This is a genomic window from Blautia fusiformis (genome assembly GCF_020686995.1).
GTDB classification, from domain to species: domain Bacteria; phylum Bacillota; class Clostridia; order Lachnospirales; family Lachnospiraceae; genus Blautia_A; species Blautia_A fusiformis.
This window is the reverse complement of record NZ_JAJEPT010000009.1, coordinates 117,557-135,510: the sequence shown is the minus strand read 5'-3', so window position 1 is coordinate 135,510 and position 17,954 is coordinate 117,557. Positions and strand designations below refer to the sequence as shown.

At 41.5% G+C, this 17,954-nt stretch carries 20 protein-coding genes and 1 pseudogene; 18 read left to right on the top strand and 3 right to left on the bottom strand.

Going from position 1 to position 17,954, the window contains the following annotated elements; translation table 11 throughout:
• The first annotated feature begins 50 nt into the window (after nucleotides 1-50).
• The 5 genes from LKD46_RS09550 (at nucleotide 51) to LKD46_RS09530 (ending at nucleotide 2,499) form a co-directional block, all read left to right on the top strand.
• Nucleotides 51-506 carry an NUDIX hydrolase gene (locus tag LKD46_RS09550; RefSeq protein WP_015524893.1) on the top strand — a complete coding sequence of 152 codons (456 nt, stop codon included), beginning with the start codon at nucleotides 51-53 and terminating at the stop codon, nucleotides 504-506.
• 63 nt (nucleotides 507-569) lie between these two features.
• Nucleotides 570-881, top strand: coding sequence for a hypothetical protein (locus tag LKD46_RS09545; protein ID WP_110103921.1), 312 nt, complete (start codon nucleotides 570-572; stop codon nucleotides 879-881).
• Nucleotides 882-885: 4 nt separating this feature from the next.
• Complete coding sequence (locus tag LKD46_RS09540; protein ID WP_110103923.1) at nucleotides 886-1,947, top strand: DUF2953 domain-containing protein; 1,062 nt, start codon at nucleotides 886-888, stop codon at nucleotides 1,945-1,947.
• Nucleotides 1,931-2,302 carry a GerW family sporulation protein gene (locus LKD46_RS09535; RefSeq protein ID WP_015524896.1) on the top strand — a complete coding sequence of 124 codons (372 nt, stop codon included), beginning with the start codon at nucleotides 1,931-1,933 and terminating at the stop codon, nucleotides 2,300-2,302. The genes LKD46_RS09540 and LKD46_RS09535 overlap by 17 nt, the downstream gene beginning before the upstream one ends.
• Nucleotides 2,303-2,361: 59 nt before the next feature.
• A complete protein-coding gene (locus tag LKD46_RS09530) occupies nucleotides 2,362-2,499 on the top strand; it encodes a hypothetical protein (protein WP_173740860.1) in 138 nt (45 codons plus the stop codon).
• A 97-nt stretch (nucleotides 2,500-2,596) separates the two neighbouring features.
• On the opposite strand, the gene rpmB is transcribed toward LKD46_RS09530, so the two are convergent.
• The gene (gene rpmB, locus LKD46_RS09525; RefSeq protein WP_015524898.1) at nucleotides 2,597-2,785 is read right to left on the bottom strand and encodes a 50S ribosomal protein L28; all 189 of its coding nucleotides are present in this window, start codon (nucleotides 2,783-2,785) and stop codon (nucleotides 2,597-2,599) included.
• A gap of 392 nt (nucleotides 2,786-3,177) precedes the next feature.
• Here rpmB and LKD46_RS09520 point away from each other — a divergent pair, with 392 nt between their 5' ends.
• From LKD46_RS09520 to LKD46_RS09485, 8 genes are all read left to right on the top strand, one after another.
• A complete protein-coding gene (locus LKD46_RS09520) occupies nucleotides 3,178-3,552 on the top strand; it encodes an MmcQ/YjbR family DNA-binding protein (protein ID WP_110103925.1) in 375 nt (124 codons plus the stop codon).
• Entirely contained in the window at nucleotides 3,549-3,980 is a 432-nt protein-coding gene (locus LKD46_RS09515; RefSeq protein ID WP_227574079.1) for a flavodoxin family protein, read from the top strand. The genes LKD46_RS09520 and LKD46_RS09515 overlap by 4 nt, the downstream gene beginning before the upstream one ends.
• Nucleotides 3,981-4,182: 202 nt before the next feature.
• On the top strand, nucleotides 4,183-4,542 hold the full coding sequence (locus LKD46_RS09510) for an Asp23/Gls24 family envelope stress response protein (protein WP_015524900.1): 360 nt from the start codon (nucleotides 4,183-4,185) through the stop codon (nucleotides 4,540-4,542).
• A 20-nt stretch (nucleotides 4,543-4,562) separates the two neighbouring features.
• Complete coding sequence (locus LKD46_RS09505) at nucleotides 4,563-6,218, top strand: DAK2 domain-containing protein (RefSeq protein ID WP_110103927.1); 1,656 nt, start codon at nucleotides 4,563-4,565, stop codon at nucleotides 6,216-6,218.
• A gap of 12 nt (nucleotides 6,219-6,230) precedes the next feature.
• The gene (recG, locus tag LKD46_RS09500; protein ID WP_110103929.1) at nucleotides 6,231-8,291 is read left to right on the top strand and encodes an ATP-dependent DNA helicase RecG; all 2,061 of its coding nucleotides are present in this window, start codon (nucleotides 6,231-6,233) and stop codon (nucleotides 8,289-8,291) included.
• A 78-nt stretch (nucleotides 8,292-8,369) separates the two neighbouring features.
• Nucleotides 8,370-11,825, top strand: a complete 3,456-nt coding sequence (locus LKD46_RS09495) for a BspA family leucine-rich repeat surface protein (RefSeq protein WP_186582496.1) — start codon at nucleotides 8,370-8,372, stop codon at nucleotides 11,823-11,825.
• Nucleotides 11,826-11,920: 95 nt separating this feature from the next.
• Nucleotides 11,921-12,496 (top strand): DUF6465 family protein, encoded by a 576-nt coding sequence (locus tag LKD46_RS09490; protein ID WP_015524904.1) that lies wholly within the window; start codon nucleotides 11,921-11,923, stop codon nucleotides 12,494-12,496.
• Between the two features lie 158 nt (nucleotides 12,497-12,654).
• Nucleotides 12,655-13,278 carry a GDSL-type esterase/lipase family protein gene (locus LKD46_RS09485; RefSeq protein WP_118608701.1) on the top strand — a complete coding sequence of 208 codons (624 nt, stop codon included), beginning with the start codon at nucleotides 12,655-12,657 and terminating at the stop codon, nucleotides 13,276-13,278.
• Nucleotides 13,279-13,423: 145 nt separating this feature from the next.
• Here LKD46_RS09485 and LKD46_RS09480 read toward each other — a convergent pair whose 3' ends face one another.
• Nucleotides 13,424-13,654: an alpha/beta-type small acid-soluble spore protein gene (locus tag LKD46_RS09480; protein ID WP_021651493.1), complete on the bottom strand. Its 231-nt coding sequence runs from the start codon at nucleotides 13,652-13,654 to the stop codon at nucleotides 13,424-13,426.
• Between the two features lie 475 nt (nucleotides 13,655-14,129).
• Here LKD46_RS09480 and LKD46_RS09475 point away from each other — a divergent pair.
• The 5 genes and pseudogenes from LKD46_RS09475 to LKD46_RS09455 form a co-directional block, all read left to right on the top strand.
• A pseudogene (locus LKD46_RS09475) lies at nucleotides 14,130-14,759 on the top strand (DNA/RNA non-specific endonuclease); the annotation flags it as partial.
• Nucleotides 14,760-14,931: 172 nt separating this feature from the next.
• Complete coding sequence (locus tag LKD46_RS09470) at nucleotides 14,932-15,327, top strand: methylglyoxal synthase (protein ID WP_015524908.1); 396 nt, start codon at nucleotides 14,932-14,934, stop codon at nucleotides 15,325-15,327.
• Nucleotides 15,324-15,872, top strand: coding sequence for a 16S rRNA (guanine(966)-N(2))-methyltransferase RsmD (gene rsmD / locus LKD46_RS09465; RefSeq protein WP_015524909.1), 549 nt, complete (start codon nucleotides 15,324-15,326; stop codon nucleotides 15,870-15,872). The genes LKD46_RS09470 and rsmD overlap by 4 nt, the downstream gene beginning before the upstream one ends.
• Before the next feature lie 15 nt (nucleotides 15,873-15,887).
• The gene (gene coaD, locus LKD46_RS09460) at nucleotides 15,888-16,382 is read left to right on the top strand and encodes a pantetheine-phosphate adenylyltransferase (protein ID WP_015524910.1); all 495 of its coding nucleotides are present in this window, start codon (nucleotides 15,888-15,890) and stop codon (nucleotides 16,380-16,382) included.
• A gap of 12 nt (nucleotides 16,383-16,394) precedes the next feature.
• Nucleotides 16,395-17,033 (top strand): F0F1 ATP synthase subunit B family protein, encoded by a 639-nt coding sequence (locus LKD46_RS09455; protein WP_114002511.1) that lies wholly within the window; start codon nucleotides 16,395-16,397, stop codon nucleotides 17,031-17,033.
• Here the strand turns inward: LKD46_RS09455 and LKD46_RS09450 are convergent.
• The gene (locus LKD46_RS09450) at nucleotides 17,010-17,945 is read right to left on the bottom strand and encodes a hypothetical protein (RefSeq protein WP_227574078.1); all 936 of its coding nucleotides are present in this window, start codon (nucleotides 17,943-17,945) and stop codon (nucleotides 17,010-17,012) included. The genes LKD46_RS09455 and LKD46_RS09450 overlap by 24 nt on opposite strands.
• Between the last annotated feature and the right edge of the window lie 9 nt (nucleotides 17,946-17,954).

Below are 17,954 nucleotides of genomic sequence, written 5' to 3'. Positions count from 1 at the left end.
GTATACTATAGCCAGTGCAAAAGACACACGCATTACAGGAGGATTGCAATATGATAGAAGCAACAAGCTGTGGCGGTGTGGTAATTCATCGGGGTAAGATTCTGGCATTGTATAAATCCTACAGGAACCGTTATGAAGGATGGGTGCTTCCCAAAGGAACTGTAGAAAAAGGAGAGACTTTTGAACAGACTGCTTTACGTGAAGTAATGGAAGAAGCAGGTGTTCGGGCCTCTATCGTGAAATATATCGGTAAGAGCCAGTATAATTTCACCGTTCCGGAGGATGTGGTAATGAAAGAGGTACACTGGTATCTCATGATAGCTGATAATTATCATAGCAAACCCCAGCGAGAGGAATATTTTGTAGATTCCGGATACTATAAGTTTCATGAGATCTATCATCTTCTCCGTTTTTCCAACGAGAAGCATATCGTGGAACAGGCCTATCAGGAGTATCTGGAAATGCGAAGTGAAGGCGTCTGGGCGAAACAGCAGAAGTATTTTTAACAACAGGACAGGGCTGTGTACATACGCAGCCCTGTTTGGCATTATAACGGAGGTGAGGGCAGATTGCTGAAATGGATGAAAAACTATTACATAGGAAATGATGTAAAAAATCCTACTAGAATAAGAACCAGGATCACTGCTGGTAAATTCGTGCCGGATATCTACGTTGTTACTTTGTCTGATAATCCCGGAAATATTTTGGAAATTCTTCCCGCAGGCATGCTTGTACAGCGAAGCGCCAGAGCCACCTGTCCTTTGATCGTTGGAATGGCTAGAGGAAAATCCGGTGCTATACAGATGGTACAGGATATGATCGAACAGGTTTATACCGAAACTGGAAATTTTAAAATAAAAGAATATCTGAAAAACAGGTGAACCAATGCTGCATATATTATGGCTGATAATAAAATGGATATTGATCCTTCTGGGGATTCTGATCGGGCTGATCTTTCTGATCCTGCTGCTTCTTTTATTTTGTCCAATCAGATACAGAGGGAATTTAAAAAAAGACCGTACGGATAGTCTTCGGGAAATACATGCTTTCGGTGAAGTGAGCTGGCTGCTTCATATAATTTCTGCACAGGTATTCTGGGAGCAGGGCGTTCTGAAAACAAAAATATGTTTGTTAGGGATTCCTTTGGAAAAATTTAAAAATCTGTTTCGTAAAAAAAAGAAACCAAGAGCTCTTTCCAACTCCGGAAATCAAAATGCAAAAAAACAGACAGAGGCTTCTGGAAGTCATGAAAAGACATCAAAAAGCGAAAATCAGAACGATACCGCAGAGCTGCAAATGTCTGAGCCTCAGGAAGATACTGTTGAAGATATAAATGAAATTTCGGAAAATGTAATAATGGAGCCGATATCGATTTCCGAAGAAATATCGGAAGATGAAAAGAGGCTTCGGACAAAGATTGCAGATTTAATTTTGAATATAGTGGGAAAAATAAAAATGACAGTTGGAAAGCTGTTCCGAATCGTACAGAATTTTCTTGGAATCCCCAAAAGGATTCTGAAAAAAATTCAAAGTCTTGCATTAACAATCCGGAATTTCTGTGATAAGATAAACTGGTGGAAGGAATTTTTAGACCATCCCCGAACCAGAGAGGCTCTTTCCTTTCTGTGGAAAAATGCAAAAAAACTGATTTATCATGTGCTTCCGACAAGGATCACCGGAAAGATCACATTTGGCAATGAAGATCCGGCAGTTACAGGTATGGTATTGGCTGTATTAGGAATGACGATTCCTTTTCATAAAAACAAGATCGAAGCAGCGCCCCTTTTTGATAATGAAAATGTTCTTGAGGGAGAGATCATGTTAAAGGGAAGGATTTATGGAATTGTAGTTCTCACAACAGCAGCGAAGCTTTATTTCAATAAAAATATAAAATACGTCATCCACCGATGGAGACATAAGGAGGTAAATCATGGAGAAAGAGAATAATTTCAAAGATACCGTGAATTCATTATTTAAAGGAATGGATGGCTTTGTATCGGCCAAGACAGTGGTTGGCGATGCCATTCATGTAGGCGATACCATTATCCTTCCTCTGGTCGATGTATCCTTCGGCGTGGGAGCCGGAGCTTTTGAAGGGGACAAGAAGAACAATGGCGGCGGAGGTCTTGCCGGAAAGATGTCTCCCTGTGCAGTGCTTGTGATCCAGAATGGAAGCACCAAACTTGTAAACGTAAAAAATCAGGATGGCCTTACCAAGGTTCTGGATATGGTGCCGGATTTTGTGAACCGTTTTGCACCAGGTGCAGGCAATGCCGAGGATACAGACGGGAAAGAAGAGTAGTATTCCATTTAGATTTCATGCATATACTGTAATAAAAAACAGGAAATGAGCAGACAGGAGTGGGAAAGCTAACTGGTTTTATGCTGTTTTTTATTGGTGTGGGCATGGTTCTTGGTATCCTTATTACAGAGAATTTTATTGTGATCGCAATGGCAGTCATATGTCTGCTATGCGGATATCATATGTTTTGCAGATAAGCGGGAAGTGTGCACCTGGCATACTTCCCGCTTGTAATTTATCTGTCTTAAAGATAAAAAAACAGCCCCCGCATTCTACGGGGGCATACGATATTACTTACGCTCTTTCAACTTTTCCGGATCTTAAACAAGAAGTACATACATACATTTTCTTTGCTCCGCCGGCAGTTGTTTTTACTCTGACGGATTTAACGTTAGATTTCCACATTTTGTTGGATCTTCTATGGGAATGACTCACATTGTTTCCGAAATGAGCTCCTTTATCGCAGATTGCACATTTAGCCATGAATAGCACCTCCTTTTATCAACAGTCACCATTTTAACAGATGAATTGCTCTTTTGCAAGCAAAAAAAGGAAATTTATCAAAAATTCTGCAAAGAGTTTTAAGGAAAGTATTCCATACCTCCGGGAACAGGGCGGATCATGGTAGAATTAAGCGTTGTGTGTATGGTTTAGATCAATTTGAAACATAGAAAATTACCCAGTGCGAATTAATTTATCGTTTTTTCTTTGGCCTGGTCTCTTTCCTGAAGCTGAATAGAACATATTCTTGCTGAACTGGCATATGAGAATAGGAAAACCGGGAAAATGCAAAAGAATTTGGCAGGTAGTTCGGAATCCGAAAATGTGGTATGATTATAGGTAGGATATCAGAAACGTCAGGAGTTGAATAGATTGTGAAGACGGAAGAAATCTTTAAATATGTGCAGAAACAGTACGGAACAGTCCCAGAATATTTATGGAGTAAATCGCCAGACAGTGCAGTACTCCGACATAAAAACGGAAAATGGTATGCAGTGATCATGACTATTGAAAAATCAAAACTGGGATTAGAAGGAAAAGATCCGGTTGATATCATGGATGTAAAGTGTGATCCGGACATGACGAATATGATTATTCAGACGCATGGATTTTTACCTGGATACCATATGAACAAGCAGCACTGGATCACGATTTTACTGGATGGTTCGGTCAGTAAAGCAAAGATACTGGACTTTTTGGACATGAGTTATGACCTGATTGATGGCGCAGGCAGAAAGGAAAACAAATGAAAAAAGCAATCATATATGCATCGGTACATCATGGAAATACAGAAAAATTAGTAAAGAGCATAGCAGAAGAGTGTCAGGTTGATTTGATTGATGCTGTAAAACAACCCGATGCAGATCTGAGCAGTTATGATATGATTGGGTTTGCATCAGGAATCTATTTTTCAAAATTTCATCAGTCATTATTGGGATTTGCAGAGAAGAATCTACCGGACGACAAAAAGGTATTTCTGATCTGTACTTATGGTGGAAGTGCGATTTATAAATCTATTGAGCAGATTTTGGACAAGAAGCGTTCCAAAGTGATAGGAAAATTCGGGTGCAAGGGTTATGACACATTTGGTCCATTTAAACTGGTTGGTGGAATTGCAAAAGGGCATCCAGATGAAGAAGATATAAAAAATGCAGTTGCGTTTGTAAAAGGATTATAAGTAGATAAACGAAAAGGAAAAACCGGCTTCATAGTATCGGCCAGTATGCTCCATCGCAATTCGGGGTTTCCCTTCAATAGAGTGGATGAGCTTAATTTTCTATAAGATAAAACAAGTTGAACTCTATCATTGCGTAATTATAAAAAAAAGGTTATAATAGTTTTATATAATTTAATCTGAATGAAACAATGGAGGTAACCATATGAATGGACGTATAGATTCCGGATTGGGTCAGATCGTAATTGATACAGATGTCATTGCGACTTATGCCGGCAGTGTGGCGGTAGAGTGTTTTGGTATCATCGGAATGGCAGCTATCAGTATGAAGGATGGCCTGGTCAAGCTTTTGCGTATTGACAGCCTGAAACATGGTATCAGTGTTAAGATCACGGATGATAATAAGATCCGGCTGAATTTTCATGTCATCGTAGCATATGGCGTGAATATCAGTACTATTGCGGACAATCTTGTCAACAATGTAAAATATAAAGTCGAAGCCTTTACAGGAATGGAGATTGAAAAGATCAACATTATGGTTGAGGGCGTGCGTGCAATAGATTAGTTTTAGAGGAGGAACTTGTGGTGAATAACAAAACCATAGATGCTAAAATACTTTCCAGAATGTTTCTGTCCGGAGCAAAGAATCTGGAAGCGAAGAAAGAGTGGATCAATGAACTGAATGTGTTTCCTGTACCTGATGGAGATACGGGAACCAATATGACGCTTACCATCATGTCTGCTGCTTCTGAAGTAGGTGCTCTTACAGATCCGGATATGGAATCCCTGGCAAAGGCAATTTCTTCCGGTTCCCTCCGTGGAGCCAGAGGTAATTCCGGTGTTATCCTGTCACAGCTTCTGCGTGGATTTACCAGAGGTGTGCGTAAACTTACAGATCTGGATGCACCTGCCATTGCCGCAGCTATGGAGCGAGGCGTTGAAACTGCATACAAAGCAGTTATGAAACCAAAAGAGGGAACCATTCTTACTGTAGCCAGAGCTGCTGCAGACAGAGCCGCAGAGCTTGCCGATGCTGCAGAAGATCTGGATGCTTTTTTCGACGGAATCTTTCAGCATGCAGAGGAAACTCTTGCCAGAACACCGGAGATGCTTCCAGTCCTGAAAGAAGCAGGTGTTGTGGATTCTGGCGGACAGGGACTTCTGGAAGTCTTCCGTGGTGCCATCGACGGATATCATGGAAAAGAAGTGGATTATTCCCAGTTTGAGACAGCTGCTGCTCCTAAGATCACAAAGATTTCTCCTCAGGCAGAGGCAGATATCAAATTTGGATATTGTACAGAGTTTATTATCCTTCTTGAAAAACCGCTTCCACAGGAGGAGATCGATCGTTTCCGTGAATTTCTGGATTCCATCGGTGATTCCATTGTTCTGGTGGCAGATGATGAGATTGTCAAGGTACACGTACACACCAATCATCCGGGACAGGCTTTTGAACGTGCACTCACGTATGGTCAGCTTTCCCGCATGAAGATTGACAATATGAGAGAAGAACATCAGGAAAAACTGATCAAAGACGCTGAAAAACTTGCAAAAGAACAGGCAGAAAATAAAGAACCTCCGAAGGATCACGGATTTATTTCTGTATCAGTAGGTGAGGGACTTTCTCAGATTTTCCGTGAGCTTGGCGTAGATTATCTGATCGAAGGCGGTCAGACTATGAACCCGAGTACAGAGGATATGCTCAATGCTATTGAGAAAGTACATGCAAAAACAATTTATATTTTCCCGAATAACAAGAATATTATCCTTGCAGCTAACCAGGCAAGAGATCTGACTGAGGACAAGGAGATCATTGTAGTACCAACCAAGACGATTCCACAGGGAATTTCCGCAATGATCAGCTTTGTTCCGGAAAAGGGCGGCGAGGAGAACCTTGCTTCCATGACCGATGCGATTTCCAGAGTGAAAACCGGACAGATCACTTATGCAGTCCGTGATACACGTATTGATGACAAGGAAATCCATGAGGGAGATATCATGGGAATCGGTGATGCAGGCATCCTTGCAGTAGGCAGAGATCGACTTCAGGTAGCGGAGGAGATGGTAGCAGAGATGGTTGACGAGGAATCTGAGATCATCAGCGTTTACTATGGTGAAGATGTATCTGAGGAAGATGCAGAGGCACTTTCTGATTCTCTTACTGAGAAATATCCGGAGTGCGAGGTTGAGCTGAACCAGGGTGGACAGCCGATTTACTACTATCTGATTTCTGTAGAATAAAGAGCACAAAAAATGAATGAAAAGACACCTTTACGTGAATTAAAAGGCGTGGGTGAGAAAACAGAGAAGCTTTTCCAGAAGATCGGGATCACGACTGCGGAAGAGCTTCTCCGTTATTATCCGCGGACTTACGATATATATGAGGAGCCTGTGGAGATTGCATCAGCAGAGGAGGACAAAACAGTCTCTATCCGTGTCACTATAGCAACAGGTATTTATATTAACCAGGTACGCAATCTCCAGGTTCTGACAACAACTGTGGCAGATGCAAGCGGCCGATTGCCGGTTGCCTGGTTCAATGCGCCTTATTTGAGGGGAACACTCAAAAAGGGCAGTGTTTTTATCCTCAGAGGAAAGATCACCAGAAAAAAAGGCCGTCCTCAAATGGAACATCCGGAGATTTTTACCCCGGCAGCTTATGAGGAGATCATTCACAGTATGCAGCCTGTATATGGTCTGACGAAAGGTCTTTCCAACAAGATGATCACGAAGTTGGTACATCAGATTTTGGATACAAGACCTCTCCATGGGGAATATCTGCCGGAGGAAATACGGGAACGCTATCAGCTTGCGGATGCCAATTATGCGATCCGGACTATCCATTTTCCGAAAAATATGCAGGAGCTTCTCACAGCCAGGAAACGTCTGGTATTCGATGAGTTCCTGCTTTTTGTGCTGGCAATACAGCTTCTGAAGGAGAAAACCGAAGAGGCTCCAAACACTTTTCCAATGAAACCAGTATGGACAACCGAGGAAATCATAGAAGGGCTTCCCTATGACCTGACCGGAGCTCAGAAGAATGTCTGGCACGAGATCGAACGAGATCTGAGCAGCCATAAGCTGATGTCCAGACTTGTGCAGGGAGATGTTGGAAGCGGTAAAACTGTGATCGCGTTTTTAGCTATGGTACTTTCAGCAGAAAATGGCTTTCAGAGTGCATTGATGGTGCCGACAGAGGTTCTGGCTAATCAGCATTACGAAGGCTTTCTGAAGCTGATGGAAGAGCAGAATATCATTTCCTGCCACCCGGTTCTTCTGACAGGATCTACCACAGCCAGACAGAAGCGTGAAATCTATCAGAAGATCGCAACCGGCGAAGTGAATGTGATCATCGGTACTCATGCCCTGATCCAGGAAAAGGTGGAATATAAGAATCTGGGTCTTGTGATCACAGATGAGCAGCACAGATTCGGCGTTCGCCAGAGGGAAGCGCTGACGACCAGAGGAAATCCGCCACATGTACTTGTTATGAGTGCAACCCCTATTCCCCGGACACTGGCGATCATTTTATACGGAGATCTGGATATTTCGATCATCGATGAGCTTCCTGCAAAAAGGCTTCCGATCAAAAATTGCGTAGTAGGAACTTCCTACCGCCCCAAGGCGTATTCTTTTATTGAAAAGCAGGTGCAGATGGGAAGACAGGCTTATGTGATCTGCCCAATGGTGGAAGAGAGCGAAGGACTGGATGCAGAGAATGTCACAGATTATGCCAGAAAGCTTCAGGAAGTCCTGCCTGACGAGATCAGAGTAGAGATCCTTCACGGCAAAATGAAGCCAAAAGAAAAGAACAGGATCATGGAGGCCTTTGCTTCCGATGAGATCCAGGTACTGGTATCTACCACGGTTGTGGAGGTTGGAGTGAATGTGCCAAATGCTACCGTTATGATGGTGGAAAATGCAGAACGATTCGGTCTTGCACAGCTTCACCAGCTCCGTGGCCGTGTAGGGCGTGGAGAGCATCAGTCTTACTGCATTTTTATCCAGGGAAATAATGAAGAAAATACTTCTAAACGTCTGAAGATCCTCAATGAATCCAATGATGGATTTTATATAGCCGGAGAAGATCTGAAGCTTCGGGGCCCAGGAGATCTTTTCGGTATCCGCCAGAGCGGACTGATGGAATTTAAGATCGGTGATATCTACAATGATGCGGGAATCCTGAAGAATGCAAGTGAAGCAGCTGGTGAGATCCTGGCACTGGATTTTGATCTTATCCTGCCTCAGCATAAGGCTTTAAAGGAGCATCTCAAGGGGTATATGAGTGAAGAACTGGAAAATCTGGGGATCTAATTGGATGGAGCAAAGCGAAGAATCAGAACTTCGTTTTAGTATAAAAAGAAAAAGGGAGAAAACAGGATGAGGAGAAAAATGATCAAAAAACTTCTGTGTGTCGTTTTATCAGGGTCTATGATCTTTGGCAATGCAGGGATAACCATGGCTTCAGAGACAGAACCGGAAACAGTCCAGGAAAATGTAAATGAGGAGACTGACAGTCCAGAGGAAAGTTTTTCTGAGGAAGATATTTTTGAAGATGGAATCTCAGCAGACGATGAAGCAGCAGAATTACCTGATAGCACAGAACAGGAATTAGAAGAAGAGCCGGAAGAAGCGGATAATATAGAAATGTCGGAGGACACTGAAAATCTTTCGGAAGAACCGGAAACAGAAGAAATGGCAGAAAGTGATGACTTTTCTGATAGAGAAGAAGATGCTGTAAGTGCTTCCGCAAGCATGATGGATGGAGGAATCACCGGAGATATTGCCTGGTCAATTGATACATCCGGATGTCTTACATTAAAAGGAAACGGTGACTATGATACCTCAGATTATTATTGGGATGCAGAAAGGGGCTGGAGTAAATGGCAGGATGATATTAAAACAGCCATAGTTGAAATTTCCGGAATCACAAAGACAAGAGCTATGTTTAAGGGATGCAGGAATCTTACCAGGATCACTTTTAAAAACTGTGATTTCAGTAAGGTGACAGACATGGCCTTTATGTTCTCAGATTGTGAAAGCCTTACACAGCTGGATACTGGTTCATTGAAAACCGGAAATGTATCTCATATGCAGGGAATGTTCCGAAATTGCAGTAAATTAAAAACTCTGGATGTCAGTAAATTTGATACTTCAAAAGTTAATGATATGAATAGCATGTTTTTAGGCTGTGAAAGCCTTACACAGCTGAATGTCCGGAATTTTAATACTTCCAGAGTGACAAGGATGAGCGGAATGTTCCGTGAATGTCGGAATCTTAAACAGTTGGACGTCAGTAGATTTAATACAGCGAATGTTACGACTATGGAGGAGATGTTTTATTGCTGTGAAAGCCTTACACAGTTGAATGTCAGTAATTTCAATACAGCAAATGTTGTATATATGAACGGTATGTTCGAACGGTGCGAAAGTCTTACACAGTTAAATGTACGAAACTTTAATACATCAAATGTAGAAGATATGGGCAAAATGTTCTGTACTATGAGCAAGCTCAAGTCTCTGGATCTGAACAGTTTTAATACTTCTAATGTACAGAATATGTATTTCATGTTTTATGGAAATGAGTCTTTAACAAGCCTCAATATTAAAAATTTTGATACATCCAAGGTAGTAGATATGAATTCTATGTTTGGCGAGCTTAAAAAAATGACTTCTCTGGATGTTTCTAAATTTAACACATCAAAAGTAAAATCTATGGAAGGAATGTTTTCACGCTGCTATGCGTTAAAAGCTGTGGACGTGAGCCATTTCAATACTTCTGAAGTGGTAAAGATGGGATATATGTTTAACTCCTGTAGCAGCCTGGAATCTCTAAACCTCAGTAAGTTTAATACATCTAGCGTCAATGATGCAAGATATATGCTGTACTATATGGATAATCTTAAAACACTGAAAACAATCCCGAACCTGAAGTGCTCTATAGAACTTCCATTTACCATGTCAGACAGCTCAGGCAAAAAATATACGACCATGCCAACGAACAGTAAATGTATCACTTTAAAGGTAGTTGCTTCAAAACCAGTAGTTAGAAAGAGCATCAAAACGGCAAAGGTAACTGTAAAAACTGCAACTTACAATGGAAGTCCGCAGAAGCCAGGTGTAACTGTTAAACTTGGAAATACAACATTAAAAAGCGGCACAGATTATACAGTAACTTATTCTAATAATACAAAAACGGGAACAAAAGCTGTTGCAAAAATCACAGGAAAGGGAAGTTACAAAGATTCTGTTTCTAAATATTTTACCATCAAAGCATGCAGTCTTGACGGTAAAGTTCAAGTTAATTTGAAGACAACGATTTACACCTGGGATGGACAGGCAAAAACTCCCGCATTTTCTATTTATATGCCGAAAGCCAATGCGGCCGGAATGATCTCATTACAGAATGAAAAAGATTATACATATAAATATCTTAATAATAAAGAACCTGGAACAGCAACCTTACAAATCACAGGAAAGGGCAATTTTACAGGTACAAAAAAAATAGCTTATAAGATCAGCAAAGCAAAACAGCCGGTAAAAGTTACACCAGGAAGTATTACAAAACTTTATACAGACAAAGGTAAATCCTACAAAATCAGTGTTTCAGGAAAAAAAGAATTTGCAAAAGTGACATATTCAACCACTAATGCAAAAATTGCATCTGTAAAAAATAGCAAGATTATGCTTAATGGAGAGGGAGTGGCAACAGTTACTGTAAAAGTTGCGGCGACCAAACATTATCAGGCACAGAATATTGCAATTAAGATTAATGTGCTGAAAAGACAGAATATTACCACTGCTGTAAAGAATGGGGCAAAAATAGCGTATTCCACTACAATAAAATCTCTTGGTGCCAAAGTTCCTTCAGAAGGTGGGAAACTTACTTATAAGTCCTTAGATACCAGTATTGTTTCTGTGGATTCCAAAGGTAATTTGAACTTTAAAAAGGCAAAGAAGCTTGGAAAAGTTACAATCCAGATCACTGCAGCGAAATCTTCTTCCTATGCTCCGGCAACCAGGAAACTGACGATCACTACGGTAAAAGGAACTCCATCTGTCAGCTGTGTACAGCAGCAGGAACGTAAGATCTATGATGGAGCATTCAATCTCGGGGCAAAAGCAGATCAGAATGCAACATTGGTTTATTCCAGCAGCAACAGTGCTATTGCATCGGTAGCTTCTGATGGAACGGTTACTTTGAAGGAATGGCAAGAAAACGATATTCAGAGAGAAGTGCAGATCACAGTTACTACAAAAAGTACAACGTTTTATAATGCAGCGAAGCCGGTAATTGTTAATCTTACTGTTATTAAAAAGAAAAATCTGCAGCAGAGAATTGAAGATGAAAAAATCAAATTTCCTGATGGGAAATTTTGGAACCATGTTGTAAACAGTTATTCAGATCTGACAGATAATCTGGACAGCAGCGGAGCTCCTGAAAGATTTCAGGATACGATCAGTGATGTTCCATGCAAACATCACGGAACTCAGAGCGGAATTGATCCGATACCAGGTAATGGCGAGTATGATTGCAATAAGTTTGACGGGGCTATCCAGTGTGATGGGTTTGCAAGAAAAGTATTTTATGATATCTGGGAAGGGCAGAGAGTATCAGGCCTTCAAAGAATATATGATAATAATGTTCAGGTAGGAGACTATGTGCGCATCAATAATAATGGACATTCGGCTATCGTTACAGAAGTTTACAGTGATTCATTTAAAGTGATAGAGTGTAATCTGGATGGGGACGGACGTCATCATAATTGTCTGCTGCGTCATAACTGGACATATAGTAAAAGCAGTGTAACTTATCGTGTACATGCTGTAAATTACAGCCTTAACTAATAGACTTTTGAAACTTTTCTTTACAAAACTTTCAAATCGTAGTATTGTATTGCATGAGAAAAGATTAACAAATCCCTTGTAAGGAGGCTATAAACATGGCTAGAACAAAGAAAGCTGCAACCAAGACAACTGTAAAAACGGCTTCAATAAGCGAGACTCCTGCAAAATCTGTAGTAACCGCATCCGAAGAGAAAGCCGTTAAGGCTGAGACACCGAAGACAGACGATGCAAAAGCTTCTGTAGAAACAAAAGCAGCTGAGAAGACAGCTGAGGTAAAACCTGCCGCTGAGAAACCAGTAGAAGAAAAAACAGCAGAAGTAAAATCTGCTGAAGAGAAAACAACAGCTGTAAAATCAGAAGAGCCAGCTAAGAAAACCGCTGCCAAGAAGACAACAACACGAAAAACAACTGCAGCTAAGAAAACAACAACCAAGACGGCTGCTAAGACAACAGCAGCTAAGAAAGCTGAGCCAGTGACAGAAGTATATGTTCAGTACTGGGGCAAAGAGATACATACTTCAGAGGTTGCTGACAGGATCAAAAAGATCTGGACAGAGGATATGGGCAAAAAAGCTTCTGAACTGAAAGATCTCAAAATCTACATTAAACCCGAAGATAATGGTGCACATTATGTGATCAACGGAGATGTTACAGGATTTATCGGACTGTAAACAAAATCTTCATCGAACAGTATTTTAAAAGATATATATTGGCCTGTTATAGAGAATGTCTATAGCAGGCTATTTCTTTTGCATATTTGACCAATTCCAAATAGCATGTTATTATTCATTTAAGTAATAACATACTAAATAGATAGGGATATGGTAAAATGAAACAGATATTATGCTTTGGAGATTCCAATACATGGGGATATGACGGAGAGAGCAGAGAGAGACTACCGTGGGGAGTACGCTGGACAAGCCTTCTCCAGGAAAAACTGAATAAAGAAGAATATCGCGTGATCGAGGAAGGACTGTGCGGAAGAACAACGGTTTTCGAAGATCCGCTCCGCGACGGAAGAAAAGGAACTGCACTTCTTCCCACACTTCTGGAAACACATGCCCAGGTGGATGTGATCACGCTGATGCTGGGAACCAATGACTGCAAAACTGTTTTCGGAGCATCCGCAGATGTAATTGGAAAGGGAATCATAAGATTGCTGGATCAGGTCCAGGAATATGCACCAAAAGCGAAAGTCCTTCTCATGGCTCCGATCTACCTGGGAGAAAAAGTATGGCAGGAAGGATATGACCAGGAGTTTTCCAGAGAGTCTGTGATCGTTTCCAGAAATCTGCAGCCTGTTTATGAAAAAATCGCAGCTGAACGTCATATCAGTTTCCTTCCGGCAGCATCCTATGTACATTGCTGTGACGCAGATCAGGAACATCTGAATGCAGCAGGACATAAGAAATTTGCAGAGGTTGTATATCGAAAAGTACAGGAATTGCTGTAAATGAATATAGGATTTTAAGACTTTTGGATCTTATATAAAATAAAAAGATGTTGTCTGGCAGTTTTTCAGTTCTGTCAGACAGCATCTTTTTTGCATGAGCTTAGATCAACTCAGCATAGTAATAGATCTACCTGCGCGTACAGATTTAGTACTGCTGGCCGCCCTGGGAGCCGCTGGACATCTGGCGTTCCTGTGCTTCGATCATCTTTTTGACCATATATCCACCTACGGATCCGTTCTGTTTGGAAGTCAGGTTTCCGTTGTATCCGTCTGTAAGCGGAACACCCAGCTCGTTTGCTACCTCATATTTGAAACGGTCAAGTGCGCCCTTTGCTTCCGGTACAACTGCTTTGTTAGAAGAAGTGTTACTTGGCATAATTCATTTCCTCCTTGGTTGTTATTTGGTTTACTGTTACATTGCTAGTATGTGAAAACCATAAAATAATACACTGGCAGTTAAAGGAAATTTAACATATAAAAATATTTCCGTTCATAAATTATACCGCAGTAAAAAAGCGAATGTATGGTTGCTTTTTGACTAGAATTGCGGTTATAATAATCTCCGCATCACATATAATATCTGTCAGACAAAAAAGTAAGGGGAGCCCGTGAAAAAGAAGCGTTATCCTACATACAAGCGAAAATATAAACGAAAAAAACAGCCCAGGCGAAAAATACTCACAGCCATTATCCTATGTGTCATCCTTGCAGTATGTAATGGCTGGATGCCGCCGCGGAGCCTGAAAGAGGTAAAAGATCAAAGCCGGATCTTCGGACAGGTATTTCTTACATATATAGAAGAAAATGCGCAGATCCTCTGGGAAGATGTTTCGGAATCCGCTTCCGATGCAGTGACAGGATTACTGAAACAATCTCAGACGAAGACAGGAGGGCAGACAGAATCTGTTTCTCTGGATCAGATTCCGGAATACAGCGGCAGTCCATATGTGGAGATCAATGGAAATATACCCTCTTTTTCTGATGAAAAAAGCGCAGGACCTGCATACGAATTTTATAGTGAACTAGATTCCCTGGGGCGCTGTGGTTATGCAGAATCCAAGATCACACCGGAGCTGATGCCTGATGAAGAGCGAGGAGCGATCGGAATGGTGAAGCCTACAGGATGGCATACTGTAAAATATGAAAATGTAGATGGCAGGTATCTGTATAATCGCTGCCATCTTATCGGATATCAGCTGACTGGAGAGAATGCAAACAGGAAAAATCTTATCACAGGAACCAGATATCTCAATGTGACGGGAATGCTTCCTTTTGAAAATGAGGTTGCAGATTACGTGCACAGTACAGGAAATCCCTGCATGTATCGTGTAACTCCGTTTTTTAAGGGAGATGAACTGGTAGCCCGGGGTGTGGAAATGGAAGCCGAATCCGTTAAAGACCAGAAGATATTTTTCCATGTTTTTGTTTATAACATACAGCCGGGAATTGAAATTGATTATACTACAGGAAACAGCTGGGAAGAATAGAGTATATGGAGTAACGCCGGGGAAAATATTAATTTTTCATGAATTTACATGAATTAAATTGCACTTTTTTGGGCGTTATGCTAGAATCAGTTACAGAGTTATATGATTTTACCTATATAAAGGGGAAAAAGGGATGTAACCCAAGGGCAGAATGGAGAGGTGAATTATGAATTTAGGAATTATTGCGCATAACAGTAAGAAAGTTCTGATTGAAGACTTCTGTATTGCATACAAGAATATCCTTGCCAAACATGAAGTATATGCAACCGGAACAACAGGAAGAAGAATTGAGGAAGCAACCAGTCTTCACGTTCACAAGTTTCTTGCCGGAAGTATAGGCGGAGACAAGCAGTTTATGGAGATGGTAGAGCGTCAGGATCTGGATATGGTGATCCTGTTTTATAACCCTGTCATGATGGACCCGGTAGAGCCGGATATCATGAGCATTGTTAAACGCTGCGACCAGTACAACATTCCGGTTGCTACAAATATTGCCACTGCGGAACTTCTGATCCTTGGACTGGCCCGCGGTGATCTGGATTGGAGATTAAATCTGAAATGAGAGTCATAGCAGGAAAAGCACGTAGATTAAACTTAAAAACCATTCCCGGAAATGAGACACGACCAACAACAGACCGTATTAAGGAAACTCTTTTTAACATTCTCCAGCCTGAAATACCGGGTTGTCGGTTTCTGGATCTGTTTTCCGGAAGCGGAGCGATCGGTATTGAAGCTCTGAGCCGTGGAGCCGAGTATGCCGTGTTTGTGGAAAAAAATCCCAAAGCATGTACTTGCATCCGCGAAAATCTTTCATTTACAAAACTCACGGATGGTGGTAAACTGCTGAACATGGATGTGCTTCAGGCACTGCGTTCACTGGAAGGCGGAGAACCATTTGACTGTATTTTTATGGATGCACCATACGAACAGCATCTGGAACAACCAGTCCTTGAGTATCTGGCTGACAGCACTCTTGCAGATGAAAACACGCTGATCGTTGTGGAGGAAGATCTACATACGGATTTTTCTTATGTAGAGGACCTTGGATATCATCTGGTACGTTCCAAGGAATATAAAACCAACAAGCATGTTTTCCTAAAAAAATGAAAGAGAGACAGACATATGATAACAGCAGTATACCCGGGAAGCTTTGACCCGGCAACCTATGGCCATCTTGACATCATTAAGCGGGCAAGCATTTCATTTGACCGGGTTATAGTGGGAGTTTTGCATAATTCTGCAAAAAGTCCGTTGTTTTCTGTAGAAGAACGTGTTAAGATACTAACAAAGGCGACAAAAGATATCCCGAATGTGGAGGTGAAAGCATTCGAGGGCCTGTCAGTGAACTTTGCCAGGGAAAACCATGCCCAGGTGATCGTTCGAGGGCTTCGTGCTGTCACGGATTTTGAATATGAACTGCAGATGGCCCAGACTAATCGTGTTCTGGCACCGGATGTGGACACCGTTTTTCTTACAACCAGTCTGGAATATGCATACTTAAGCTCCACGATCATGAAAGAAGTTGCTAATTTCGGAGGAGATCTGAGCAAATTCGCTCCACGTGAGATTACGGATGCAGTCGAAGAGAAATTGAAAAAAAGAGAAACAGAGAAATAAGGAGAGTGTATTATGAGCAGCAGAATTGAACAGATTATTCAGGAGATTGAAGAGTATGTGGACAGCTGTAAATTCCAGCCTCTTTCCACTACCAAGATCGTAGTGAACAAAGAAGAGATTGAGGAGTATTTACGTGAACTTCGTCTGAAAACTCCGGATGAGATCAAACGTTATCAGAAGATCATCAGCAATAAGGATGCGATCCTTGAGGATGCTCAGGCTAAAGCTGACAGTCTGATCGCAGATGCTCAGGCCAAAGCTCAGGAACTTGTTACACAGCATGAGATCATGCAGAAAGCATATGCACAGGCAAATGAGACCATAAATGCTGCAAACAAGCAGGCTCAGGAGATTCTTGATTCTGCAACACAGGATGCAAACAGCATTCGTCTCAGTGCGATCACATACACAGATGATATGATGGCTAATATCGGTTCTGTCCTGAATCAGACACTTGAAGATGCCGGTGGTAAATATAAAGCATTTATTGATGCTCTGCAGAGCTGCCTTGAGGTTGTTAATCATAATCGTCAGGAGCTTGCACCACAGACTGCTCAGGCAGCGGCAATCTCCAATACCTTCCAGGATGATGACAGTTCTTCTGTAACAAAAGAAGACGAAGATCTGTTAGACGATATCGGAGAAAACTAGGATCAGGAATATCACACTGGCGTTCAGACATTTTGAAATAGCGTAGGGGATCAGTGACAAACTGTTTTCCAATACGCTTTTTGTCTGAGCCATGACACAAAAGCCACCAAAAGAAGTCAGGATCATAGAAGCAAGGTATCTGCTTTTCCATGGCAGTGGTGCGTCGGCAATCTGTTCCAACCCGGTAGTTAGTTCCAGTGGTGCTGTGAGCAGCATACAGCTTTGTGCATGAAATGGCCAGTAAAATCTGATACAGGCGAGTATCAGTGAGAAGATGAGAATATAGCCCCCGAGACGTGTGATGGTTTCAAATCCGTCCATGATCGAGACATCCAGGATGGCTCCTGTGGAGTCCTGTTGGTATGTCTCTTTTTTTATCTTGTTTACGCAGACAGAGTCCACGGTATGCCCGCGATATACAACGTAACGGAAAAACAGCATACAAAAGAGATCTGCCGCCAGAAAAGTGAGGATCATCTGTACTGCTGATATCTTATTTTTCAAGAGTATGCCGGAAAGATAGGAAATGATAAATGCGGGACTTGCATTGCAGCTAAACGTAAGAAGATATTCCCCTTCTCTGCGGGAAATCTGCTGGTTTATGTACAGATCATGTGCCAGTTTAGCTCCCATAGGATATCCGCATAACAGACCCAGGATCAGAACATAGGCTCCAGCAGGTGAAAGCCCGAAAAACGTTTTCCAGAAGAAAGCAGATGGTTTCAGAAGCTTCCGGATATTTCCGGTTTTCAATAATGCTCCTGTCAGGATCAGAAATGGCAATAGAGTGGGAATCATGATATTCAACCACAATCCAAGGCCATTTTTTACTCCAGTAAGAGCTTCTTTTGGATGAAAAAGCAGAAAAAGCAACAGGCAGATATAGAAAAATATGATTATTTTTCGTTTCATAAAAACAGG

Coding starts and splice junctions, on each gene's coding strand:
- LKD46_RS09480 (WP_021651493.1), bottom strand. CDS start 13,654: ATGCCAAGTAACACTTCTTCTAACAAAGCAGTTGTACCGGAAGCAAAG.
- LKD46_RS09510 (WP_015524900.1), top strand. CDS start 4,183: ATGAATGGACGTATAGATTCCGGATTGGGTCAGATCGTAATTGATACA.
- LKD46_RS09535 (WP_015524896.1), top strand. CDS start 1,931: ATGGAGAAAGAGAATAATTTCAAAGATACCGTGAATTCATTATTTAAA.
- LKD46_RS09485 (WP_118608701.1), top strand. CDS start 12,655: ATGAAACAGATATTATGCTTTGGAGATTCCAATACATGGGGATATGAC.
- rpmB (WP_015524898.1), bottom strand. CDS start 2,785: ATGGCTAAATGTGCAATCTGCGATAAAGGAGCTCATTTCGGAAACAAT.
- LKD46_RS09515 (WP_227574079.1), top strand. CDS start 3,549: ATGAAAAAAGCAATCATATATGCATCGGTACATCATGGAAATACAGAA.
- LKD46_RS09490 (WP_015524904.1), top strand. CDS start 11,921: ATGGCTAGAACAAAGAAAGCTGCAACCAAGACAACTGTAAAAACGGCT.
- coaD (WP_015524910.1), top strand. CDS start 15,888: ATGATAACAGCAGTATACCCGGGAAGCTTTGACCCGGCAACCTATGGC.
- LKD46_RS09495 (WP_186582496.1), top strand. CDS start 8,370: ATGATCAAAAAACTTCTGTGTGTCGTTTTATCAGGGTCTATGATCTTT.
- LKD46_RS09550 (WP_015524893.1), top strand. CDS start 51: ATGATAGAAGCAACAAGCTGTGGCGGTGTGGTAATTCATCGGGGTAAG.
- LKD46_RS09540 (WP_110103923.1), top strand. CDS start 886: ATGCTGCATATATTATGGCTGATAATAAAATGGATATTGATCCTTCTG.
- rsmD (WP_015524909.1), top strand. CDS start 15,324: ATGAGAGTCATAGCAGGAAAAGCACGTAGATTAAACTTAAAAACCATT.
- LKD46_RS09450 (WP_227574078.1), bottom strand. CDS start 17,945: ATGAAACGAAAAATAATCATATTTTTCTATATCTGCCTGTTGCTTTTT.
- LKD46_RS09470 (WP_015524908.1), top strand. CDS start 14,932: ATGAATTTAGGAATTATTGCGCATAACAGTAAGAAAGTTCTGATTGAA.
- recG (WP_110103929.1), top strand. CDS start 6,231: ATGAATGAAAAGACACCTTTACGTGAATTAAAAGGCGTGGGTGAGAAA.
- LKD46_RS09455 (WP_114002511.1), top strand. CDS start 16,395: ATGAGCAGCAGAATTGAACAGATTATTCAGGAGATTGAAGAGTATGTG.